The 21,725-nt window shown below is 71.3% G+C and carries 22 protein-coding genes; 11 read left to right on the top strand and 11 right to left on the bottom strand.

The features are described from left to right. Positions 1-12: 12 nt before the first annotated feature. Complete coding sequence (locus DI005_RS16330) at positions 13-1,176, top strand: glycoside hydrolase family 3 N-terminal domain-containing protein (protein ID WP_112266188.1); 1,164 nt, start codon at positions 13-15, stop codon at positions 1,174-1,176. Here DI005_RS16330 and DI005_RS16325 read toward each other — a convergent pair. After that, a complete protein-coding gene (locus tag DI005_RS16325) occupies positions 1,173-1,577 on the bottom strand; it encodes an SsgA family sporulation/cell division regulator (RefSeq protein ID WP_113642707.1) in 405 nt (134 codons plus the stop codon). The two genes, DI005_RS16330 and DI005_RS16325, sit on opposite strands and share 4 nt — an antisense overlap. 351 nt (positions 1,578-1,928) lie before the next feature. Here DI005_RS16325 and DI005_RS16320 point away from each other — a divergent pair, with 351 nt between their 5' ends. Next, positions 1,929-2,612, top strand: coding sequence for a hypothetical protein (locus DI005_RS16320; RefSeq protein WP_113642706.1), 684 nt, complete (start codon positions 1,929-1,931; stop codon positions 2,610-2,612). Between the two features lie 9 nt (positions 2,613-2,621). On the opposite strand, the gene DI005_RS16315 is transcribed toward DI005_RS16320, so the two are convergent. Continuing rightward, complete coding sequence (locus DI005_RS16315; protein ID WP_113642705.1) at positions 2,622-3,719, bottom strand: winged helix DNA-binding domain-containing protein; 1,098 nt, start codon at positions 3,717-3,719, stop codon at positions 2,622-2,624. Positions 3,720-3,884: 165 nt separating this feature from the next. On the opposite strand from DI005_RS16315, the gene DI005_RS16310 reads away from it, so the two are divergent. After that, positions 3,885-4,898, top strand: coding sequence for a beta-ketoacyl-ACP synthase III (locus tag DI005_RS16310; RefSeq protein ID WP_199542847.1), 1,014 nt, complete (start codon positions 3,885-3,887; stop codon positions 4,896-4,898). A gap of 55 nt (positions 4,899-4,953) precedes the next feature. Here DI005_RS16310 and DI005_RS16305 read toward each other — a convergent pair whose 3' ends face one another. The 8 genes from DI005_RS16305 to DI005_RS16270 form a co-directional block, all read right to left on the bottom strand. Then, a complete protein-coding gene (locus DI005_RS16305) occupies positions 4,954-6,375 on the bottom strand; it encodes an adenylate/guanylate cyclase domain-containing protein (protein WP_113642783.1) in 1,422 nt (473 codons plus the stop codon). Positions 6,376-6,478: 103 nt separating this feature from the next. Further along, a complete protein-coding gene (locus tag DI005_RS16300) occupies positions 6,479-7,444 on the bottom strand; it encodes a Ku protein (protein ID WP_113642704.1) in 966 nt (321 codons plus the stop codon). 8 nt (positions 7,445-7,452) lie between these two features. Continuing rightward, positions 7,453-8,325, bottom strand: a complete 873-nt coding sequence (gene ligD / locus DI005_RS16295; RefSeq protein ID WP_113642703.1) for a non-homologous end-joining DNA ligase — start codon at positions 8,323-8,325, stop codon at positions 7,453-7,455. Then, on the bottom strand, positions 8,322-9,242 hold the full coding sequence (gene ligD / locus DI005_RS16290) for a non-homologous end-joining DNA ligase (RefSeq protein ID WP_113642782.1): 921 nt from the start codon (positions 9,240-9,242) through the stop codon (positions 8,322-8,324). The genes ligD (DI005_RS16295) and ligD (DI005_RS16290) overlap by 4 nt, the downstream gene beginning before the upstream one ends. Before the next feature lie 14 nt (positions 9,243-9,256). Further along, entirely contained in the window at positions 9,257-9,826 is a 570-nt protein-coding gene (locus DI005_RS16285) for a DNA polymerase ligase N-terminal domain-containing protein (protein WP_113642702.1), read from the bottom strand. Between the two features lie 37 nt (positions 9,827-9,863). Next, positions 9,864-10,676 (bottom strand): SigB/SigF/SigG family RNA polymerase sigma factor, encoded by an 813-nt coding sequence (locus DI005_RS16280; protein ID WP_113642701.1) that lies wholly within the window; start codon positions 10,674-10,676, stop codon positions 9,864-9,866. Next, positions 10,673-11,104, bottom strand: coding sequence for an ATP-binding protein (locus tag DI005_RS16275; RefSeq protein WP_112266205.1), 432 nt, complete (start codon positions 11,102-11,104; stop codon positions 10,673-10,675). The genes DI005_RS16280 and DI005_RS16275 overlap by 4 nt, the downstream gene beginning before the upstream one ends. Before the next feature lie 92 nt (positions 11,105-11,196). Next, positions 11,197-12,294 carry a Vms1/Ankzf1 family peptidyl-tRNA hydrolase gene (locus DI005_RS16270; protein ID WP_113642700.1) on the bottom strand — a complete coding sequence of 366 codons (1,098 nt, stop codon included), beginning with the start codon at positions 12,292-12,294 and terminating at the stop codon, positions 11,197-11,199. A gap of 146 nt (positions 12,295-12,440) precedes the next feature. Between DI005_RS16270 and DI005_RS16265 the strand changes: the two genes are divergently transcribed. The 3 genes from DI005_RS16265 to glmS all read left to right on the top strand — a co-directional run bounded on the left by DI005_RS16265 (position 12,441) and on the right by glmS (position 15,408). After that, entirely contained in the window at positions 12,441-13,238 is a 798-nt protein-coding gene (locus DI005_RS16265; protein ID WP_112266209.1) for a sulfite exporter TauE/SafE family protein, read from the top strand. Positions 13,239-13,299: 61 nt separating this feature from the next. Further along, the gene (locus tag DI005_RS16260) at positions 13,300-13,569 is read left to right on the top strand and encodes a hypothetical protein (RefSeq protein ID WP_112266211.1); all 270 of its coding nucleotides are present in this window, start codon (positions 13,300-13,302) and stop codon (positions 13,567-13,569) included. Positions 13,570-13,578: 9 nt separating this feature from the next. After that, a complete protein-coding gene (gene glmS, locus DI005_RS16255; RefSeq protein WP_113642699.1) occupies positions 13,579-15,408 on the top strand; it encodes a glutamine--fructose-6-phosphate transaminase (isomerizing) in 1,830 nt (609 codons plus the stop codon). A gap of 129 nt (positions 15,409-15,537) precedes the next feature. On the opposite strand, the gene hisC is transcribed toward glmS, so the two are convergent. Then, positions 15,538-16,596, bottom strand: a complete 1,059-nt coding sequence (gene hisC, locus DI005_RS16250) for a histidinol-phosphate transaminase (protein ID WP_112266215.1) — start codon at positions 16,594-16,596, stop codon at positions 15,538-15,540. A gap of 108 nt (positions 16,597-16,704) precedes the next feature. Between hisC and DI005_RS16245 the strand changes: the two genes are divergently transcribed. The 5 genes from DI005_RS16245 to DI005_RS16225 all read left to right on the top strand — a co-directional run bounded on the left by DI005_RS16245 (position 16,705) and on the right by DI005_RS16225 (position 21,718). Further along, complete coding sequence (locus DI005_RS16245; protein ID WP_112266217.1) at positions 16,705-17,355, top strand: dienelactone hydrolase family protein; 651 nt, start codon at positions 16,705-16,707, stop codon at positions 17,353-17,355. Between the two features lie 85 nt (positions 17,356-17,440). Next, positions 17,441-17,893, top strand: coding sequence for a hypothetical protein (locus DI005_RS16240; protein WP_113642698.1), 453 nt, complete (start codon positions 17,441-17,443; stop codon positions 17,891-17,893). Further along, entirely contained in the window at positions 17,893-18,969 is a 1,077-nt protein-coding gene (locus tag DI005_RS16235) for a PPE domain-containing protein (protein ID WP_113642697.1), read from the top strand. Before DI005_RS16240 ends, DI005_RS16235 begins: the two co-directional genes overlap by 1 nt. Further along, a complete protein-coding gene (locus DI005_RS16230) occupies positions 18,970-19,728 on the top strand; it encodes an ESX secretion-associated protein EspG (protein WP_112266223.1) in 759 nt (252 codons plus the stop codon). 10 nt (positions 19,729-19,738) lie between these two features. After that, positions 19,739-21,718 (top strand): acetoacetate--CoA ligase, encoded by a 1,980-nt coding sequence (locus DI005_RS16225; RefSeq protein ID WP_113642696.1) that lies wholly within the window; start codon positions 19,739-19,741, stop codon positions 21,716-21,718. Positions 21,719-21,725: the final 7 nt, after the last annotated feature.

Raw genomic sequence — 21,725 nt, 5'->3', positions numbered from 1 at the left:
CGTGGGGCAACGATGAAGCGTTTGCTCCTGACGACCGTGTTCGTGTCCCTGCTCGCCGCCGGGTGTGGTTCGCCCGGCGGTTCCGGCAACTCCCCGACCCCGGGTTCGGCGGCGTCGCGGCCGCCGTCGTCCGCGTCGTCCGCCCAGGCCGCGCCCCCCACTACCTCGGCTGTCCCGCCGCGGACCGGCTGTGAACCGGTGATCGCCGGGATGTCCCCGAGGGAGCGCGTGGCCCAGCTCGTGGTGGTGGGCGTGGAGCCGAGCGACCCCGCGGCCGCGGCCGCGCTCGTGCGCGAGGAGCAGGTGGGCGGCATCTTCATCGGCGGCAACGCGACCGACCTGCTCACGGACAACGCTCTCGCGCGGGTCCAGGAGGCGGCGAAGGTACCGGTCTCGGTGGCCGTGGACGACGAGGGCGGCCGGGTGCAGCGGCTCGACCAGCTCGAGGGGGACCTGCCGAGCGCGCGGGAGATGGCGCGGACCATGACGCCGGAGCAGGTGCGCGCGCTCGCCGAGGAACGCGGAAGGGCGATGCTGGCGAGGGGCGTGACCGTTGACTACGCGCCGGACGCCGACCTCACCGACGAGGACGCGGGCGCCGCGATCGGCGACCGCTCGTTCAGCGCCGACCCCGCGGTGGCCCGTGAGTACGCGCTGGCCTTCGCCGCTGGGCTCACGGACGCGGGCGTGCGGCCGGTGCTCAAGCACTTCCCCGGCCACGGGCGGGCGAGCGGCGACTCCCACACCGGCCTCGTGCGCACGCCGCCGCTCGCGGACCTGCGGGAGCACGACCTCCTGCCGTTCGAGGACATCGCGCAGTACGGCGACATCAGCGTGATGGTTGGCCACCTCGACGTGCCGGGCCTGACCGAGGGGCAGCCCGCTTCGCTCTCGCCTGCGGCCTACCAGCTGCTGCGCAACGACTACGCGTTCGAGGGCGTTACCGTGACCGACGATCTCGGCGCCATGAAGGCGATCTCCGACCGCTACAGCGTGCCCGAGGCCGTGCTGCGCGCGCTCCAGGCAGGGGCCGACCAGGCGTTGTGGTCCTCCGGCGGGGATGTCGCGCCCGTGCTCGACCGGCTCGAGCAGGCCGTGGCCGGCGGAGAGCTGCCCGGCGAGCGCGTCGAGGACGCGCTCGAGCGGGTGCTGCGTTCGAAGAACGCCTGCGGTTAGGCCGCGGTGAGGTCGGCGATGAGGGTGTCGAGGTCGAGGTGGCCGCTCTCGGTACCCGGCGGGACGATCTCCACGGTCGCCCGTGTGAAGCGCCGCAAGTCTTCGATGTCGATCTCCACCACCGCGTAGCCGTCGGGCGACTCCAGCTCCAGCACGAGGTAGTCCTCGTGCGTGGCGAGGTCGGGCCGGACGCGCACGTCGCCGATGCCCGCGGGCTCGGTGATGCCATCGAGGAGCAGGTCGCGCGCGAACTCCCACTCGACCCACTCGTCCGGGTCGATGCGAAACGCGAGCGCGACTGTGAACGGCTCGTCCGCCGCGTAGGAGAGGCGGGACAGCAGCGGCGTGCCGCAGCCGTTGAGGTACACGAACTGGCTCTGGTGTACGGCGTCCTGATGCACGGCGCACCCTCCCGTCTGTCCGTGCCGCCCGCTTGCTGTGGGCGGCCCTTCCGCAAGGAGAGACGCCCACCTGGCTGTGCCGTGATGCGCCAATCGGGGGAATTCCTCACCGGGCAACTGCGAGTAGAGCAACGCACGTGACGCGAGCGTCGTTGCTAGTCCGGCCGGGTGGTGCACAGGCGCGAATTGCCTGTCGGGCCGGCCAAATGCGGCTTGTTGGCAGGCTGTTCACTCGATCGAGTCGACTTGTCTGCGAAGGCGGGGTGGCCTAGTGACACCACTTCGCCAGGGGGGTAAACAGCGATCTGGCCTTGGTCGGCCGCTGGGGGACGATGTTTATGGAGGGACCTGATGGCGCCCAAGGTTCTGCGCCAGACTCCGCATGACGCGGACCTGCTTGACCGCACCGGGATCATCGGTGCCAGCCTGCCCGGCGCGCACCCCGGTGGCGAAGGTCCCGGCGACGGCGTGCCGGTCAGTCGCGTCAACCGCTCCAGCATCGCGAGCATGGCCGCCGCCGTGTTGATGGCGATCGTGGCGTTCGGCGCCGTCCTCGACCGGACCCCGGGGCAGGGTGCGGGAGCCCCCATGGCGGGCGATGTCGCAGGCAGCGGCCCGATCGTGATCGTCGAGGCGCCGCGGCCCATCGAGGTGGAGGGCAAGGCCAGCCCCGATCCCGGCGCCGTCCCCGCGCCGGAGACCGTCGACCCGCCCGCGTCGGTAGCCGTGGTGGAAGAGGAGCCCCAGCCGGAACCCGAGCCCGCCCCCGAACCCGAACCCGAACCGGTGATCGCGGCCGAGGCGCCGGTGCCTGACCTCGATCTCCCGGACGCGCGCGCAGACCTGCCCGCGGGCGTGGGGTCGCCGTCGCGTTTCGGCGCCCGGATGCGGGAGTTCGTCGACCCGATGTTCGAGCACTACCTGGAGCAGCGCCGGGAAGCCAGGTCCGCCGGACACGAGCGGTACGACGACCACCACGATTACCACGACCACGACTCGCGGTACCGCGGCGACTTCGGCTACCACGACTGGTAATCCGTCCGGTTAGGACGGTAGGAGCCGGACCTCGCCGCCGGGCGACTCGGCGAACTTCAGCAACCGCCTGCCCTCGGCGGTCAGCGCGGCCGTGTCCCGCTTGGACAACCGGCGGAACGGCTGGATCTCCAGCACCGTTCCGCCCTTGTTCCGTTTGAGCTTCCAGCCGCCCCGTACGAACCCGTCGACGAGGAAGGCCGCCAGCAGGATGCCGTTGCGGGTGAAGAGGCGCTTGCGGTCCTCGTCGCTGATCACCCTCGTGCGGTCGGCATGGGAGAGCAGCAGGTTGTCGTACTCGGGCACGAACCGGACCGGTGCGCGCGTGTCCGGGCCGGGTCGCGGTGCGTCGGGCAGATCGAACAGCTCCACGCCGTCCTCGGTGCGGAACGTGCGCAAGCGGTGCCGGAGCCGCTCGAGCACCTCGCCCAGCTTCGTAAGTCCGCACCACGTCTGCACGTCGCGCACGCTCGCGGGCCCGAACGCGCCGAGGTAGCGCAGGATCAGCCTCTCGACATCGGGGCGAGGGTCGAGCTGCCCACCGAGCCACTCGGTGGCGAGCGCGTAGGTCGGCTGCCCGCTGCGGCCCCACACGGCCCTCGGCGGCACCTGTACCAGTGGGAGGAGGTTGCGGGCCGCGTACACAAGCGCCGTCGGCTCGCGATCCGGCCACCGTGTGGCGAGCGCCTTGCCCAACTCGGTGCTGCTCAGTGGCTTCTCGGCCAGCAGTGCGGTCGCCGCCGAGGCGACCTCGCCGAGATCGAGGCCGCTCAGCAGCGGGGTGTACTGCTGGTTGCCCTTCAGGTCGTTGTCCATGAGCGGCTGGGTGAACGCGCGCAGCGGCAGCGCGTCGGGCGCGCTCACCAGGTGGACGGTGCCCCGCAGGTTGACGATCCGCACGACGTCGCGGCGGAGCAGCAGCCGCGACAGCTCGTCGGGAGAGAAGTCACGCAGCCGCGTCCAGAGCCCGTAGTAGGGCGGGAACGGCGCCTGCGCCTGCATGCCCACGAGGTGCTCGATCAGTTCGATCGCAGGCTGCTCGGTCCGTGCCAACAGGGACTGCCGGGCCAGCAGAGCGCGGTTGAGGGAACGGGTGCCGAGCGTCGTCATGGCCTCTTTCCTATCGGACATTCCGGTCGATTTCCGGCCTGATTTGCCCCGAGGTCTACACTCGACGAGACATAGGTCACAACGGAAGCCTCTACCGATTAGTAGGCCATACAAGTGTTTGGGGGCGGTTTCGCGTCTCCGGTCCCCGACGCAGGCCCCTGGAGGATGCAAGTGCCCACGCACGATGCGCGTGGTGTGGCGGTGCTCGCCGGTCTCGGTGGCTGGCTCCCGCCGCGCATAGTGGACAACGACGAACTGAGCGGCCACCTCGACACGTCCGACGAGTGGATCCGGACCAGGACCGGCATCGGCCAACGGCACGTCATCGACCCCGGTATGTCCACAGTAGACATGGCGGTGGAGGCGGGGCGGCGTGCGCTGCACTCGGCGGGATCACGGGACGTCGACGCCCTCGTGCTCGCCACGGCGACGCCCGACCAGATCTGCCCCGCCAGCGCTCCGCAGGTGGCGAGCAGGCTCGGGCTCGGCCACATCGCCGCCTTCGACGTCAACGCGGTGTGCAGCGGATTCGTGTATGCACTGGCCACGGCTGCCGGGCTGATCTCAGCGGGCGCCGCGCGCAGCGTGCTGATGATCGGTGCCGACGCGTTCACCACGCTGCTGAACCCGAAAGACCGTGGCACGGTGCCGATCTTCGGCGACGGTGCGGGCGCGGTCGTACTGCGCGCGGGCGAGCCGGACGAGCTCGGGGCGATCGGACCGTTCGACCTGCACAGCGACGGCGACCTCGCCGAACTGCTGATCGTGCCCGCGGGCGGGGCGAAGCAGAAGACCTCCGACAACCCGCAGGACCACTACTTCTCCATGCAGGGGCCCGCGGTGTTCCGGCACGCGACCGCGCGCATGGCGGAGTCGTCGCGCACGGTGATGGAGCGGGTCGGCTGGACGGTCAGCGACGTCGACCGGTTCATCGGCCACCAGGCCAACATCCGGATCCTGCACGCCACGGCCAAGCAGCTCGGTCTACCCGCCGACAGCCTGGTGGTCAACATCGAGCGCACCGGCAACACGAGTGCGGCGTCGATCCCGCTCGCGATGGTCGACGGGGTCAACGACGGCACACTCCAGGCGGGCGACCGCGTGCTCGTGAGCGCCTTCGGCGCCGGCCTCACGTGGGGCGCCACCGCCCTGCGCTGGCCCGACCTCACCCCCGGCTGAACCGCCCCCGCAGTGAAGGCCACCATGCCTGCGTTCAACGCAGTGAAGGTGGCCTTCACTGCGGACGTGGCATGGGCTCCCAGGTTTCGGTGGGGGTGGGGCGGCCGCGGAGGTGGATGGTGCCGTGGTGCTGCCAGAGGTCCCTCTCCGAGGCCGCGCACGCCTTGACCACGGCCTCGCTCGCCAGGATCCGGCCATCGGCTTGCTTCGCGTGCTCGGTGAGCCGTGCCGCCTCGTTCACCGCGTCGCCGATCACCGTGTACTCGAAGCGGCTCGCCGTGCCCAGCTGGCCCGCGAACGCGGGGCCCTTGGCGACGCCGATGCCGAGGTCGAGCTCTCCGCTGGTGGCCACGGCGTCGCGGATGGCCCGCGCGGCGCGCAGCGCCGACGTCGCCGGGTCGGCGTGCCGCGTCGGGGCGCCGAAGACGCACAGCGCCGCGTCGCCCTGGAACTTGTTCACCAGCCCGCCATGGGTGCTCACCGCGTCGACGACGCTCGCGAACAGGCCGTTGAGCTTGCGCACCACCTCGTCCGGCGGCAGCTCCGCCGCCAGCGCCGTGGAGTCCACCACGTCCACGAACAGCGCCGTCACGTCGCGCACGTCGCCGGAGAGCGACGCGCCGTACTCGAGCGCGTGCCGCACCACGTCGTCACCGACGTGCCTGCCGAAGAGGTCCCGCAGCCGTTCCTGCTCGGCGAGGCCCTTCGCCAGGTCGTTCACCGACGTCTGGAGCATGCCGATCTCACTGGAGTCGTCGATCCCGACCCGCAGGTCACGGCGCCCCTTGGCGATCTGGTCGAGCGCGAGGCGCAGCCGGTGCAGCGGCGCCGCCACCGCGCGCGCCAGGAGCGCCGTCGCGAGGGCGCCGAGCACGAGCCCCGTCACCGACAGTGCCAGGAGGCTGGGCGCCGGGTCGCTCGGGCCGAGGTCGGGTGGCAGCACCACCAGCAGCACACCCACCATCGGCACGCCACTGGCCAGCGCCCACGTGATGACGAGCCGCCGCAGCACCGTCATCGGCAGCGTGCCGCGCGGTGGTGCGGCCGCCAGCGCCATCGTCATCACCGGCCGCGCCACCCACTCCGTGGCCAGGTAGGTCAGGCCCACCGTCGCCAACCCGCCGAGCAGGATCGCCATCGCCACGCCAAGCGCGTCGAGCCACGTCCCGAACACCGCGGTGAGCGTGCTGATGACCACGACGCCGCCCAGCCACAGCGTGCCGCTGACCGTCGCGAGGTCCACCGGCAGGCGCAGCGCGCGGCGGGCCTCCTCCCGCGTCGGCTCGCGCCCGAGCACGAACCACACGGCGGTGCGGCGCTGCAGAAACGCCGCCCACGCGGTGCCAACCAGCGCGGACAGCAGCACGTACCCGCCAGCGCACACGGCGATGATCCAGCCGTGCCCGGCGACGGTCTCGGGGACGCCCTGCAGCATGAGCAGCAGGAACACGATCCCGGCACCGCAGAAGCTCGACATGAAGCCGAGCGCGGCGAAGCCCAGGCTCGTGCGCACGACGGTGTGGAACCGCGTCGGTAGCCGGGACGTGCGCACGCGGTGATCGTATTGCCTGGCGCGCTCCTCAGGAGGCTCGTTTGCGCGCCGGTGCTCCTGAGGCGTCGGCCAGCGCCTTCTCCAGCTGCGCGCGGGTCATCTTCGACCGGCCCTTGATGCCGGCCTCGCGGGCCATCTTGTCGAGGTCGGCCTTGCTCAGCTCGGAGAGATCGGGCTGTTTGGTCTTGCCCTTCTTCGCGGTGGACGAGCCGCCCTTCTTGCGGCTCTCCACACTGCGCGAGAGGGCCTCGAACAAGTCCACGACCTTCGTGGCCTCGGGCGGCGCCTCCTCGGGCGTCACCGTGCGGCCCGCGCGCTTGTCCTCGATGAGCTTCTTGACGCGCTCGGTGTAGGTGTCGTGGTACTCGTCGGGCTTCCACGCCTCCGCCATGGACTCGATCAGGCTCACCGCCATATCGACTTCCTTGGGTTTCACGTTGCCCGGCGCCGGAAGCTTGCTGATCTCCTTCTTCGGCTCGCGGATGTCCTCGGGGAAGAGCAGCGTGTTCAGCACGAGCACGCCGTCGCCGGCCCGCACCGCCGCGATGTACTCCTTGCCGCGCATGACGAACCGCGCGAGCCCCGCCCGGTTCGTCTTGCCCATCGCCTCGATCAGCAGGCTGTACGCGCGGCCGAACTCCTCCTTCGCCGGCGCGAGCCAGTACGTCTTCTGGAAGTAGATCGGGTCGATCTCGTCGAGGTCCACGAACGCGTCGATGTCGATGGTGCGCGAGCGGCCGGGCGCGATCTGGTCCAGCTCGTCGGGCTCCACCAGCACGTACTCGTCGCCGCCGAGGTCGTAGCCCTTGACGATGTCCTCGTACGGCACCTCCTTGCCGGTGCGCTCGTTCACGCGCCGGTAGCGGATGCGGTCGGAGGTGCCGCGCTGGAACTGCCGGAAGTGGATCGTGTGGTCCTGGGTGGCGCTGTAGAGCTCGACGGGCACCGTCACCAGCCCGAAGTTCAGCGCTCCGCTCCAGATCGCCCTTGCCATGCCGCCTCCTAGCTCAGCTTCTCCAGCGCGTGTGCCGCCGACGACGCGCGGGCGTGGATGTCGTGCCAGGGGTCGGCCTTGCGCGCCAGTCGTCGCCGGATCCGGGTGAGGTCGTAGCCGTCCGGCCGCGCCCTTCCCAGCTCTGTCCAGTCGAGCGGGGTTGCCACGTGCGCGCCGGGTCGCGCGCGCAGCGAGTACGGCGCGATGAAGGTCTGCCCGTAGGCGTTGCGGTTGGTGTCGAGGAAGATCCGCCCGCCCCGCTTGTCCTTGCGCTGCGCCGTGGTGAGCCGGTTGGGGTCGTCGGTGGCGAGCTGGTCGGCGGCGAGCCGGGCCAGCTCACGCACGGTGTCGAAGTCGGTGGTGGCGTCCAGCGGCGCGGCCACGTGGAAGCCGCGGCCCCCGGTGGCCTGCACGAACGGCGCGAGTCCGATGCCCTTCAACAGGTCCCTGGCCCGGCGGGCGACCCCGCGCAGCTCGGCGGCCTTGGTGCCCTCGGGCGGGTCGAGGTCGAGCACGAGCAGATCGGGACAGTCCAGCTTGTCTACTGTGGACAGCCAGACGTGGAACTCGATCGTCGCCTGGTTGGCCAGGTACTCCAGGGTCTCCGCGTCGTCGCACACGACGTGACGCACGTACTCGCCCTGCCTGCCGCGCTGGGGCACCGCCTCGACGCGCACCCAGTCGGGGAAGTGCTCGGAGGCCTCCTTCTGGAACCAGCCCTCTCGCTCGATGCCGTCGGGGTAGCGGCGCAGCGTCAGCGGGCGCCCCGCCAGGTGCGGCACCAGCACGCCGGCCACGCGCCGGTAGTGCTCGACGACGTCGCCCTTGGTGATGTCGTCGGCGGGGTAGAAGACCTTGCCTGCCTTGGACACTTCGGTCATGACGTCTCCCGGACCACCTCGGTCGCCGGTTTGTCGTTGCGCAGCCCCGTGAACCGAGGATGCCGCAGCCGCCCGTCGCCGGTCCACTCGGTGAACTTCACCTGCACCACGAGTTCCGGCTCCACCCAGTGGCTGTTCGGCTCCCGCACCACCCCCGCGAACGGGGACTTCTCCCTGCCCAGTCCGTCGAACCTGCGGCGGAGGTCGCGCAGCGTCGCGTCGTTGTAGCCTGCGCCGACCTTGCCCGCGTAGCGGAGCCTGCCGTCCGCGTAGTAGCCGACGAGGAGCGAGCCGAACCCCGCGCGCGAACCGGACGGGTCGGTGTAGCCGCCGACAACGAACTCCTGGTCCTTGACGCACTTGAACTTCAGCCAGTCACGCGAGCGCCCGCTGGTGTACGGCGCGTCGGCGCGCTTGGCGATGAGGCCCTCCCAGCCCTTCGCGCACGCCTCCGCCAGGAACCTCTCGCCCTCGGTGTTGCGGTACCGGGAGATGCGCAGCACGCCGTGGAAGTCGAAAGCCTGTCGCAGCAGCTCCCTGCGTTGCCGCAGGGGCAGCGACCTGGCGTCGGTTCCGCCGAACTCCAGCAGGTCGAACAGGTAGTAGAAGACCTCGACGCCGGTGTTCCTCGCGCGCACGGGATCGGTGAGGTGGATCCGCGGCTGGAGCTTGGCGAAGCTCGTCTGCCTGCCGTCGAAGGCCACGATCTCGCCGTCGGCGGTGAACGACTCGCCGCCCTGTTCGGCCAGCGCCTCGACCAGCTCGGGATAGGCGGCGTTCATCAGCCGGTGGTTGCGCGACCACAGCTGCGGCTCGCCGCCGTCCTCGCGCACGCACACCGCGCGCACGCCGTCGAGCTTGCGCTCGAACACCCAGCCCGGATCGGAGAAGTGGCGGTCGGTGAGCGTGGCCAGCATGGGCTCGTGCCACCTCACGCGAGGTCCTCGTTGGTCCGGCCGGTGAGCACCGACTCGGGCTGCGTCTTCGCCGGCTTGCGACGGCGGTCGGCGCCCTCGTCGTCCTTCTTGATCAGCAGCCACTGTTCCTGGCGGCTCGTTCGGGTGCGCACGAGCGTGAACGCGCCGTGCAGCTTCTCGCCATGGAGCCGGAACTTGAGACCGCCGCGGTCGAGGGCGTCCTGGGCCGAGCCGTCACCGAGGTGCTCGAACGTGCCGGTGTCCCACACGATCACTGTGCCCGCGCCGTACTCGCCCTCCGGGATGCTGCCCTCGAAGTCGGCGTAGTCGAGCGGGTGGTCCTCCGTGCGGATGGCCAGTCGCTTGTCGCCGGGATCGGGCGAGGGGCCCTTCGGGATCGACCACGACACGAGCACGTCGCCGACCTCCAGCCGGAAGTCGAAGTGCAGGCTCGACGCGTCGTGGCGCTGGATGACGAAGCGCGGCCGCGCGGTCTTCCGCCCGCGCCGCGACCCGCCGGGCTCACCGGACCGGTTGAGGTTCCGCTTCGCGTGGTAGGCGCCCAGTGCGTCCCTCTTCGCCATACCCGGGCAGGTACCCGGGCCGTGAGCTGCTGAAACGCTACTGCTCGTCGCCCTCGGGCCGATCTTCCACGAGCCCCTCGCGCAGCCGGTCCAGCGTGCGGGCGAGCAGCCGCGAGACGTGCATCTGTGAGATGCCGATGCGCTCGGCGATCTGCGTCTGTGTCATGTTGTGCACGAACCGCAGCGCGAGGATCTTGCGTTCACGTTCCGGCAGCTCCCTCACCAGTGGCTGCAGCGTCTCGTGGTTCTCCACGCCCTCCAGCGCGGCGTCCTCCTCGCCCAGCGTGTCGCCGAGCGCGAGGTTCTCCGTGTCGCCGGAGAGCACCTCGTCGAGCGACATCGAGTGGTAGGCGTTGCCCGCCTCGAGGCCCTCCATCACCTCGTCGGGGGTGAGGTCGAGGTGCGCGGCGATCTCGCTCGGCGTCGGCGCGCGGCCGAGGCGCTGGGAGAGCTGCGTGCTGGCGTTGTTGATGGAGAGGTGCAGCTCCTTCAGCCTGCGCGGCACGCGGATCACCCATCCGGTGTCCCGGAAGTGCCGCCGCACCTCGCCCATCACCGTCGGCACGGCGAAGGAGAGGAAGTCCGAGCCCCGCCGAGGGTCGAAGCGGTCGACCGCGTTGATGAGCCCGACCCTGGCCACCTGCACCAGGTCCTCCTTGGCCACGCCGCGGCCGGAGAACCGCTGCGCGATGTGCTCGGCGAGCGGCAGGTGGCCGGTGACGAGCTCGTCCCTCAGCTCGACGCGGCGTGGATCGTCCTCAGCGAGCTCGACGAACTCCTCGAAAAGGGGGGTGAGGTGCTCGTAGTCGTCCGAAGGGCTGCGCGATCCGCGAGTTGTCGATCCGGTCACGTAAGCGTCGGCTTTCGCTTGGCGAGTTCGACATGGACCCAGTTGCCCTGCCCGTCCTGCTTGGCCGGCTCCACCCAGGAGTCGGCCGAGTCGGCGAGGGTGGTGAGCACCCGCCAGCCGAAGGACGCCGTGCTCGGCGCCTCGTGGTCGGCGGAGGTGACGGCGCCGCTGAAGCGCAGCTCGTCGTCGTCGATGGTGAACCGGCACACCATGGTGGTGCCCGGCACCGCCCTGGTGATCAGCGTGGAGCACGCCTCGTCGACGGCGAGCCGCAGGTCTGCGATGGCATCCAGATCGAAGTCGGCTCTGATGGCGATGTTCGCCGCCACGGAGCGGATGATGGGCAGGTGGACCAGGCTCGCGCCCAGTCGCAACTCGATGTCGTCCTGGGCACCGACGTCATGCGACGGCGGCTCTGTTTCGGTCACTTTCACCTCAGTGTTCTGCCGGCCGTTCAACGTTTCTCGCCTACAGTAGCCACCCTGCGCATACCTCGTCTTGATGCGGCGTAGCCGCGCATTCAGTCGTGCCGGAGGATCGCGCCGACGCCGTCCATCAGCTCCAGCGTGTCACCGGTGCAGATGATTTCGGCGGCCCCGGCGATGGCGGCCACTGCCAGCGCCTCGTCGGCCCGCCGCCTGCTGACCGACCGCGTTCCGTGTGCCTCGAGCTCCTCCTTCTGCACCGCGACCAGCGTCGGCTCCTCGCCGGTGAGCACCTCGGCGTCTCCGGGATCGGCGACGAGCAGCGTCTCGACGTTGGCCTCCCGCAGCGCCGTGGTGGTGGCCTGCAGGCCCTGCACGGCGAGTCCGTCACGCTTGCCGAGCGCGGCACGGAACCGTTCCACCACCTCGTCGCGGCGCGCCTGCTTGGTCTTGGCGAGCAGCTGCTGGATCTGCTCGCGCAGCTCTTCGTTGCCTCCGCCCTGGTGGCGCGCGCCGGTCTGGAGTTCGGTCGCCACGCGCCGCACCTGCTCGGGCAGCGCGTCGTGCAGCTCCTTGCGGGCCTGCGACTCCCCGGCCAGCACCACCAGCGCGGCGCCGACCCGGCGCGCCGTCGTGGCCACGTGCTCCGCGACCCGGTTGATGTTGTGCCGGGCCGTCTCCTCGGCGCGCGACTGGAGGTCCCGGTGGGCCGAACCGCCGCCCCGCACCTTGTGCACGGGGTGCTCCGAACCCTCGACGGTCTGCTCATCGACGACGTTGCCGTCCGCATCGACCGCGGTGACGTCAGCGCCGACGTGGTCGACCACCGCCACGACGTGGGCGGGCGGGCGCTCGCCGAACTCGGCCAGCGGCAGCACGTAGGGCAGGCCGGAGAGCCGGGCGATGGGCTGGGCGGGCGGCTCGTCGAGCTCCTGGTCCACCAGCACGCGGTCGCCGACGGCGACGAGCGCCCTGCCGCTGCGGCCGACCGGCGGCGCGGCCTCCCGCACGGCTGACTCCATCGCGTCGAGCGTGGGCCGCTCGGCGCCCTGCCCCTCGAGCCGCTCGCGCAGCTCGCGCCAGCGCAGCTCCAGCAGCTTCTCGGCGTCGGCGGTGTCGTGCGTGTCATCGAAGTAGACCGAGGCGAACGGGCCGTCGGTCGTGACCAGCTCGCGCAACCTCGTCGTGTCCACTCGTACCTCCCTCGCAACGTGTCCGGCGGGGGATTCCCGGTATCCCGGGGGTGAAACGTCCCACCTGGGAAGGTCGAGCGTGAGGCTGAACACTGTATACGCCTCCTCGCGCGGCGGCCGAAATAACCGCCGCTTATGGTCCGTCCGTGATCTGGTGGCACGCCGTTCTCATCGCTCTCGCGGGCGTGTGGGCGGGAATGATCAACACGGTGGTCGGGTCCGGGACGCTCGTGACGTTCCCGGTGCTCGTCGCGTTCGGATACCCGCCTGTCACGGCGACGACGTCGAACGCGATCGGGCTCGTACCCGGCACGATCACCGGTGCGATCGGCTACCGGAAGGAGCTGCGTGGCCAGTTCAGGCGGCTGCTGACCTTCGTGCCCGCGTCGGCCCTCGGCGCGGTCGGCGGCACCGTGCTGCTGCTCTCCCTGCCGCCGGACGCCTTCGAGACGGTGGTGCCCGTGCTCGTGGGGCTCGCGGTGGTGCTGGTGATCATCCAGCCGCGCGTGTCGACGTGGGTGCTGCGACGGCGGGAGACCAGGGCGGAGCGCAAGGGCGGGAAGGACGGCGACGAGCCTGCGAAGCAGGGCACGGTGCTGCTGCTCACGCTGATCTTCCTGGTCGGCGTCTACGGCGGGTACTTCACCGCGGCCCAGGGCGTGATGCTCATGGCCATCATGGGCATGCTCATGTCCGAGCCCATCCAGCGGCTCAACGGGATCAAGAACGTGCTCGCCGCCGTGGTGAACGTGGTGGCGGGGACGATTTACGCCTTCGTGGCGCCGATCAGCTGGCCGGTCGTCGCGCTGCTGGCGGGTGGCTCGATCCTCGGCGGGTGGCTCGGCGCGCTGGTCGGGCGCAGGTTGCCGCCGACGGTGCTGCGGGGCGTGATCGTGGTCGTCGGCATCGCCGCGGTCATCCAGCTGGTGCTCCGCCAGGTGTGAGCTTGCCCGATATCGGGCAGAAAACTTGAAGTAGTCGTTCGGCGCGGGCAGGCTCTGGCGCATGGACCAGTCGCCGCCCTCGGAACTGGTGCGGCACGTCGCGGCCTCCACGGGGCTCTCCTCAGAGACCGCGGCCAGGGTCGTCGCCGACGTGCTCGCCTTTTTCGGCGAGACCACCGAGGAGCTGGTGCGGCGGCGGCATCGCGAACTGAAGAACCGCGGGTGGCGCAACGCGCAGATCTGGGCACTGCTCCAGGCCGAGCTGGCGAACAGACCGGTCGCGGCGGGCCCGCTCTCGGAACGCCAGCTGCGGCGCATCGTCTACGGGTAGGAGACACCCATGTGTGGAATCGTCGGCTACGTCGGCAAGCGGGAGGCCGCGCCGATCCTGCTGGAAGGCCTGCAGCGGCTGGAGTACCGGGGCTACGACTCGGCCGGTGTCGCGCTGGCCCACCGGGGCAGGCTCAAGGTGACCAAGGCCGCCGTGCGAGTCGGTGAGCTGCGCACGCTCGTGGGTGAGGACAACCCGGCGCCGGTGGGCATCGCGCACACGCGCTGGGCCACGCACGGCGAGCCGACCGACGTCAACGCGCACCCGCACCTCGACGCGCAAGGCCGCATCGCCGTGGTGCACAACGGGATCATCGAGAACGCCGAGCAGCTGCGCGCGAAGCTCATCGCGAGCGGCGTCGAGTTCGCCTCCGACACCGACACCGAGGCGCTCGCCCACCTGATCGCGGCGCGGCTGCGGGACGGCGCCGAGACGCTCGAGGACGCCGTGCGCCGCGCCCTGCACCAGGTGGAGGGTGCATACGGAATCGTGGTGCTCGACGTCAAGAATCCCGGCGAGCTCGTGGTCGCCCGCAACGGCAGCCCCATCGTGCTCGGCATCGGAGACGGGGAGATGTACGTCGCCTCCGACCTCGCCGCGCTCGTCCGGCACACGCAGCGCGTGGTCTACCTCGACGACGGTGAGCTGGCCACACTCAAGGCGGGCGACTACCGCACCAGCACCCTGCAGGCCAAGCGCACCGACAAGACCCCGACCGAGGTTGAGCTGTCCGATGAGGACTACCAGCTCGACGGCTACGCCGACTACATGCGCAAGGAGATCGGCGAGCAGCCAGAGGCCGTGCGGCGCGCCCTGCGCGGCAGGCTCGACGAGCGGTTCTCCACCGCGCGGCTCGGCGGTCTCCGGCTCGACCCGAGGGAGCTGCGCTCGATCCGGCGGGTGAAGTTCCTCGGCTGCGGCTCGGCCTACTACGCGGGCCAGATCGGCGCCAACCTCGTCGAGGAGCTGGCGCGGCTCCCCGCCGACGCCGAGCCCGCCTCGGAGTTCCGCTACCGCAACCCGGTGGTCGACCCCGAGACGCTGTACGTCGCCGTGAGCCAGTCCGGCGAGACCGCCGACACGCTCGCCGCCGTGCAGGAACTGTCCCGCAAGGGCGGGCGCGTGATCGGCGCGGTGAACGCCGTGGCGAGCGCGATCGCCCGCGAGTGCGGCAGCGGCGTGTTCCTGCACGCCGGCCCCGAGGTGTCGGTGGCCTCCACCAAGGCCGTCACGAACATGAGCACGACGTTCGCGATGCTCGCCCTGTTGCTGGGCCGGGTGCGTGACCTCTCCGTCGCCGACGGGCGCCGCATCGTCGAGGGCCTCGACGCGCTGCCCGACCACATCGAGGAGGTCGTGCGCACCCAGGACGAGCCCATCGCCGAGGTCGCCCGCAAGTTCGCCGACGCCCGGCACATGTTCTTCGTCGGCCGAGTGCGGGGCTGGCCCGTGGCGAGGGAGGGCGCGCAGAAGCTCAAGGAGATCTCCTACGTCCACGCCGAGGCGTACCAGGCGGGTGAGCTCAAGCACGGGCCGATCGCGCTCATCGACCCCTCCATGCCATCGGTGGTGATCGTTCCGGACGACGAGCTGCTGGTGAAGAACATCGGCACGATGGAGCAGATCAAGGCGCGCGGCGGCCCGGTGATCGCGGTGACCAACGCACAGCTGCCGGAGGGGCTCGCCGACGCGGAGCTGCGGGTGCCGCGCACCGAGCCCGAACTGGACCCGATCCTGTTCGGCATCCCGTTGCAGCTGCTCGCCTACCACCTCGCGACGGCCCTGGGCCGCGACATCGACAAGCCGCGGAACCTGGCGAAGAGCGTCACTGTCGAGTGACCGGTCGCGGTGATCGACATGGGCGCTGTCGGCACGGCGCTCACCGGCCGCGGCGCCGCTCCCACCGACGACGACGCCACGCGCACACCCGCCTGATTGCAGGCCCTCGCACCCGGCAGCTGTCCGCTGTCAGCGAGTGAACGACCTCGCCGCGTCGAGGAACACGTCGTTCTCCTCGGCGGTGCCGATCGTCACGCGCACGCCGTCGCCCGCGAACGGCCGCACCACGACCTTGTGCTCCAGCGCGTGCTCGGCGAACTCGACGGTGCGCTCGCCGAGCGGCAGCCACACGAAGTTCGCGTGCGTCTCGGGAACGTCGTAGCCCGCCGCGCGCAGCTCGTCGCGCACCCGCGAGCGCTCACGCACCACGTCCGCGCACCGCGCGAGCAGCTCGTCCTTCGCGTCGAGTGAGGCGATCGCGGCGGTCTGGGCGAGGGTGTTGACGCTGAAGGCCACATAGACCTTGCGCAGCGCGGTGATCACCTCCTCGGGGCCCACCGCGTAGCCGACGCGCAGGCCCGCGAGCCCGTAGGCCTTGGAGAACGTCCGCAGCACGGTCACGTTCGGCCGCGTGCGCACGAACTCCAGCCCGTCCGGCACGTCGCGGTCGGTGACGAACTCGCGGTACGCCTCGTCGAGCACCACGAGGACGTCGGAGGGCACCTGGTCGAGGAAGCGCACGAGTGCGTCGCGGCGCACCGCCGTGCCCGTGGGGTTGTTGGGGTTGCACACGAACACCACGCGCGTCCTCGGCGTGATCGCGGCGACCATGGCGTCGAGGTCGTGGGTGTGCGCCGAGTCCAGCGGCACCGTCAGCGGCTTCGCGTTGCCCACCTGCGTGACGATCGGGTACGCCTCGAACGAGCGCCACGCGAAGAGCACCTCGTCACCCGGCTCGCACATCCCCTGCACGAGCTGCTGGCACAGCGACACCGAGCCGCAGCCGACGGCGATCCGCTCGAAGGGCATGTCCAGCTCGCTCGCGAGCCGCTCGGTCAGGGCCTGCGCGCCCATGTCGGGATAGCGGTTCACCTGGGCTGTCGCGTGGGCGATCGCCTCGGCCACGCTGGGCAGCGGGCCGCCGGGCACCTCGTTGCTGGCCAGCTTGATCGCGCCGGGCACCGTGCGGCCGGGCACGTACGCGGGCAACGCGGCCAGGTCGGCCCTCGTCGGAATTGCGGAGGACATCGGATGCGCTCCTCGGGGGTCGAAAGAGTTTCGCCGTTCAACCTATCTCGCCGCATATCTGCCAGCTCACGTTGACTGGGGCACCACTATCGGTGGTTGAGTGGGTACATGACGCAGACGTACACCGAGGACTACCGGCACGAGGACGGCCGCACCGCGAGGCTCACCTTCGCGGAACCGGATGGTGCCCTGCGAGGTGGTCTCGTCGTGCTGCACGAGGCGGAGGGCGTCACCGACACGGTGCGGCTTCTCCTCTCGGGGCTCGCCGGGGAAGGCTGGCTGGCCGTCGCTCCCCACATCGTGGCCGACGGCGCGCCGCTGACCGGCCAGGACGTGCTCGCGGCCACCGATGTCACGCTCGCGTGGCTCGTGGAGCGGGGCGTGCGGGCCGACCTGATCGGCGTCGTCGGGTTCGACACGGGCGGCACGGCCGCGCTGGTGGTGGCCGCCAGCCGCAAGCTGGGCGCCGCGGTGAGCGTCGGCGGGCACGCCGTCAACGCTCCGGCATCCGACGAGCTGCCCCAGCTGGTGGAGATCGCGGGCAGGCTCACCAGCCCGTGGCTCGGCATGTACGGCGACGACGGCGATGTGGCGGGCGAGCTCGCGGTCGAGCGGCTGCAGGAGGCGGCGTCCGCTTCGAAGGTGGCCACCAACGTCGTCCGCTATCCGGGTGCCAGCCACCGCTTCGACGCCGACCCGGCCGCCGCGGCCGAGGCGTGGCACCGCACGCTCGACTGGTTCGACGCGTACCTGCGCTGAACAGGTACGCGCGGGAACGAAACGGTCGTCGGCGCCGTCTTTGCGAAGTAGAGTGCTGCGTGCACGAGTCTCTGGGGGTGCCGCCGTGACCGATCCTTCCGCCGAATCCGTTCCCGTGCTGGCGCCGGGCGCCGCGTTCGCGTCGGGCGCCGCCGCAGCGCTGGCCCCGGTCGCCGAGGACCTCGAGACCGTCCGCGACCAGGTGCGGACCGGTGACCTCAAGCTCGATCCCGACGCGGCGCACCGCTTGCTGGCCTCGATCAACGCCGTGCAGTCCAGGGTGCACACGCTGATCGCCGACTGCGGCGACCGCATCGACCAGCCGCTGCGGTTCGGGGACAACTTCGTCGGCCGCACGATGGGCGAGCGGCTGCGTGGCGCCGCGTCCGGCGGGGCCGACGCCGCGATCCCCGTGCTCGAGGAGTTCGCGCTCCAGCTGGAGAAGCTGGACGAGATCGTGCGGCGGGCGGCCGGCCTGATCGCCGAGGCCGACACCGACGCGAGCGAGCAACTCGCGCGCATCGGGGAGGTGGACTGATGGAGCGTGGACCGGTGCATTGCCTGCCCTACCCGTGGCCGCGGCCGGAGCCCGAGCCCGAACCCGGCGACCTCGGCCAGCACGTGAACTGGCGGACCTACTCACACCGCGAGCTGTACGACATGGCCACCACGGGGCTCGACCTGGAGGGGGCCACCGAGGTCGCGGCGCAGTGGTCGCGGCTCGGCGGGGAGCTGGACGAGGTCGGGCAGGAGCTGCGAAAGGCGCTGCGGGAGGCCGCCGACGGTTGGCAGGGGGCAGCGGCCGAGGAGGCGAGGGGCAAGGTCGAGCAGCTCGCCGGCTGGACGGAGGAGTCGGCGGCGGGCAGCGCGGTCGTTTCCGGCTGCGTGAGCGAGCAGGCCGCGCTGGCCGCGGCAGCCAAGCGCAACATGCCGGAGCCGCCACGGTTCGAGATCCTCCTGCCCACCCCGCAGGTGCCGCAGGAATACTGGCGCACCGCGCCCGACCTGGTCGCCGACCCGGCGCCGGATCGTGAGGAGTCGCGGCAGCTGCACCAGCAGGCCGCCGAGGTGATGGAGCAGTACCAGCGCGACTCCAACGAGCTGTACGGGCGCGTGCCCGCTTTCCAGAGCCCGGACCCGGGTTCGTCGATCCTGAGGGAACCCGACCCGCCGCCCCCTCACCAGGACCAGGAGCCGACGCCGGACCCGACGCCGGACGAGGGCACGACGGCGAGCTCCGCCACCCCGGGTGCGTCCGGCGCGGGCGGCACGGCCGCGCCGGGTTCACCGGGTGGCGGCCCCACGACGCCGCCGACGCCGATGGCGCCGGGGCAGCAGAGCGGCGGCGGCGAGCAGCAAGGAGCCGGACCGCGCGCGGGAGCCGCGGCGCACAGCGGTCAGGCAGCGCCTCCAGCCGCGGCGTCGGCGGCCCCACGCGGCGGAGCGGCGCCCGGCGCGGTGCCGATGGGTGCCGCCGCCGGTGCGCGCCCCGGCGGGGACGACGATGTCGAGCGCAAGTCGCCCTCGTACCTGCAGGAGGAGGACGACCTGTGGGGGCCGCAGGTGCCAGTGGTTCCGCCGGTGCTCGGCGATGGTCCGCGCGGAGGCTGGTGAGTGCGCGACGAGAGCACCGGCTGGATCAGCCTGCACCCCGGTGAGCTGTACCTGGTCTGGACCGAGCTGGGGCTCGGTGAGCTGCCCGCCGTGCTCGCGATCCCGCACGTGGGGCGCACGGCGGCGGCCCGCGCCGAGCTGGTCGCGATCGCCGACCGGGCGCTGGCCGAGCGGGGGCTCGGCACCGTCGCCCGGCCCGCCCCTGACCTGGCCGACCTGCTGCGTGCGCTGGCCGCGCCCGAGCTGTCGCTCGACCTGGAGTTGACCGGTGACGGGCCGGTGTTCCGTGGGGTGGGCGCCGCCGGCGCGTACGGCGACGTGACCGCCGGAGTCGCCGACGCGGAGGTGAGGCTCGGCCCGGTGCGCAGGACGGCGCTGGTGGAGACGATGCTGACGGCGGTCTCCCCGCTGCAGGCCGGCACCGGCAGCCCCGGCAACATCCGGTTCGCCGACTACCGCAGGGCCTGCCGGGTGGCCGAGCACGAGGGCTCGGCCGGGTTCCTGGACGTGTTGCGCGACGCGGGCGTGCGCCCCGTGGAGGCCAACACACTCCTGCGGGCCGTCACGGGGCGGTCCGGTTCCGGGCGGTTCGGCGCGAGCACGCGGGCGCGGGGACGGGCTCCGAGCACGGTCAACTGGGTCGACACGGAGCAGGGCCGGTATGCGCTGCGCAGGCGCGGCGACTGGGTCACGGTGACTCCGGTCGACCCAGCGCGGTTGCTGACGATGGCACAGGAAATGGCCTCGGATCTGGCCTAAAGTGCGGCGTATGAGTGCTGACGCCGAGGTCGGAGAGGTGTTGTGGCGGCCCTCTCCCGAGCACATCGCCGAAACCAGGATCGAGGACTTCCGCCGGTGGCTGAGCACCGAGCGCGGCGTGACCACCAGAAACTACCAGGAGCTCTGGGAGTTCTCGACGGGCTCGCTCGGTGACTTCTGGTCCGCCGTGGCCGACTACCTCGGGGTGCGCTGGCACGAGCAGCCCGGCGCGGTGCTGTCGGGACTGGAGATGCCGGGCAGCCGGTGGTTCGAGGGCGCGACGCTGAACTACGCGGAGCACGCGTTGTCCGGAGGCGTCGCCGGAGCGGAGAAGGCCGACAGCGACCTCGCGGTGATCTTCCAGCGAGAGGACGGCAGGGAGGAGCGCCTCACCTACGGCGAGCTGCGTGCCAGGGTGGCCGCCGCGCGGGCGGCGTTCGTGGCGCTGGGCGTCGGCAAGGGCGACCGCGTGGTGGCGCTCGCGCCGAACTCCCCGCAGACGCTGGTGGCCTTTCTCGCCGCGGCGAGCCTCGGGGCAACCTGGTCGTCGTGCTCACCGGACTTCGGGGTGCGCGCGATCGCCGACCGGTTCACCCAGATCGAGCCGAAAGTGCTGGTCGCCGTCAACGGCTACGTCTACAACGGCAGGTCGTTCGACGTCCGGCCGACCGTGGAGGAGCTGCGCGGGAGGCTGCCGGGGCTCGCGGCGACGGTGCTCATCGACTACGAGGGCGGTGGCACGATCCCGGACGCGCTCGGCTGGGACGCCCTGCTCGCCGAGCACGCGGGCGCCGAGCTCGCGTACGAGCCCGTGGAGTTCGACCATCCGCTGTGGGTCCTGTACTCGTCGGGCACGACGGGCCTGCCCAAGGGGATCGTGCAGGGCCACGGCGGGATCACGGTCGAGCACCTCAAGGCGTTGGCGCTGCAGTGCGATCTCGGGCCGGGGGAGCGGTTCTTCTGGTTCACCACCACCGGCTGGATGATGTGGAACTTCCTCATCTCCGGCCTGCTCGTCGGCTCGACGATCGTGCTGTTCGACGGCAGCCCCGGACATCCCGACCTGCGGACGCTGTGGCGGCTGGCCGAGCGCCACGGAGTGACGTACTTCGGCACGTCGGCGCCGTTCGTGCAGAGCTGTGTGAAGGCGCATCTGAAGCCGTCGGAGGAGTTCGATCTGTCGGCGATGCGGGCGCTGGGGTCGACGGGGGCGCCGCTGAGCGTCGAGGGGTTCCGCTGGATCGCCGACGCGATCGGTCCGCACGTGCAGATCTGCTCGGTGTCGGGCGGCACCGATCTGTGCACCGCGTTCGTGGGCTCGTCGCCGGATCTGCCGGTGTGGCTGGGCGAGCTCTCGTGCCGGTGCCTCGGCGCAGCGGTTGAGGCGTACGACGAGGCGGGCAAGCCCGTGGTCGACCAGGTCGGCGAGCTGATGATCACCAAGCCGATGCCCTCGATGCCGGTGTTCTTCTGGAACGACCCGGACGGCACGCGGCTGCGGGAGGCCTACTTCGAGGAGTTCCCCGGCAGGTGGCGGCACGGAGACTGGATCAAAATCACACCGCGCGGCTCAGCGATCATCTACGGCCGCAGCGACTCGACCCTCAACCGGGGCGGCGTGCGCATGGGCACGGCGGAGTTCTACCGCGTTGTGGAGGGCTTCGAGGAGGTCCAGGACTCGCTGGTCATCGACACGTCGGCCAACGAGGAGGGCGAGCTGCTGTGCTTCCTGGTCCTCTCCGAAGGGGCGACACTGGAGGCAGTGGAGCCGTCACTGCGCAAGGAGCTGCGAAAGGAGCTCTCGCCCCGGCACGTCCCGGACCGGTTCGTGGTGGTCGACGAGGTCCCGCGCACGTTGAACGGCAAGAAGTGCGAGGTCCCGGTTAAGAAGATCCTCAAGGGCGTCGCCCCGGACCGAGCAGTAAGCCGCGACGCGCTCGCGAACCCGAACTCCCTGGCCCCCTTCGTGGCGCTCGCGAGCGGCGATTGAGCAGGTC

The organism is Prauserella sp. PE36 (genome assembly GCF_003311655.1).
Lineage (GTDB): Bacteria > Actinomycetota > Actinomycetes > Mycobacteriales > Pseudonocardiaceae > Prauserella_A > Prauserella_A endophytica.
The sequence above is the reverse complement of the archived record's forward strand: the minus strand, read 5'-3'. Positions and strand labels throughout refer to the sequence as shown.

Excerpts from the sequence above, each read along its gene's own strand:
- ligD (WP_113642782.1), bottom strand. The coding sequence starts at position 9,242 with ATGCTGGCCACGCTCACCGACCGCCACTTCTCCGATCCGGGCTGGGTG.
- ligD (WP_113642703.1), bottom strand. The coding sequence starts at position 8,325 with ATGACCGAAGTGTCCAAGGCAGGCAAGGTCTTCTACCCCGCCGACGAC.
- glmS (WP_113642699.1), top strand. The coding sequence starts at position 13,579 with ATGTGTGGAATCGTCGGCTACGTCGGCAAGCGGGAGGCCGCGCCGATC.
- DI005_RS16330 (WP_112266188.1), top strand. The coding sequence starts at position 13 with ATGAAGCGTTTGCTCCTGACGACCGTGTTCGTGTCCCTGCTCGCCGCC.
- DI005_RS16305 (WP_113642783.1), bottom strand. The coding sequence starts at position 6,375 with ATGTCGAGCTTCTGCGGTGCCGGGATCGTGTTCCTGCTGCTCATGCTG.
- DI005_RS16300 (WP_113642704.1), bottom strand. The coding sequence starts at position 7,444 with ATGGCAAGGGCGATCTGGAGCGGAGCGCTGAACTTCGGGCTGGTGACG.
- DI005_RS16235 (WP_113642697.1), top strand. The coding sequence starts at position 17,893 with ATGGAGCGTGGACCGGTGCATTGCCTGCCCTACCCGTGGCCGCGGCCG.
- DI005_RS16310 (WP_199542847.1), top strand. The coding sequence starts at position 3,885 with ATGCAAGTGCCCACGCACGATGCGCGTGGTGTGGCGGTGCTCGCCGGT.
- DI005_RS16225 (WP_113642696.1), top strand. The coding sequence starts at position 19,739 with ATGAGTGCTGACGCCGAGGTCGGAGAGGTGTTGTGGCGGCCCTCTCCC.
- DI005_RS16320 (WP_113642706.1), top strand. The coding sequence starts at position 1,929 with ATGGCGCCCAAGGTTCTGCGCCAGACTCCGCATGACGCGGACCTGCTT.
- hisC (WP_112266215.1), bottom strand. The coding sequence starts at position 16,596 with ATGTCCTCCGCAATTCCGACGAGGGCCGACCTGGCCGCGTTGCCCGCG.
- DI005_RS16315 (WP_113642705.1), bottom strand. The coding sequence starts at position 3,719 with ATGACGACGCTCGGCACCCGTTCCCTCAACCGCGCTCTGCTGGCCCGG.
- DI005_RS16285 (WP_113642702.1), bottom strand. The coding sequence starts at position 9,826 with ATGGCGAAGAGGGACGCACTGGGCGCCTACCACGCGAAGCGGAACCTC.
- DI005_RS16245 (WP_112266217.1), top strand. The coding sequence starts at position 16,705 with ATGACGCAGACGTACACCGAGGACTACCGGCACGAGGACGGCCGCACC.
- DI005_RS16260 (WP_112266211.1), top strand. The coding sequence starts at position 13,300 with ATGGACCAGTCGCCGCCCTCGGAACTGGTGCGGCACGTCGCGGCCTCC.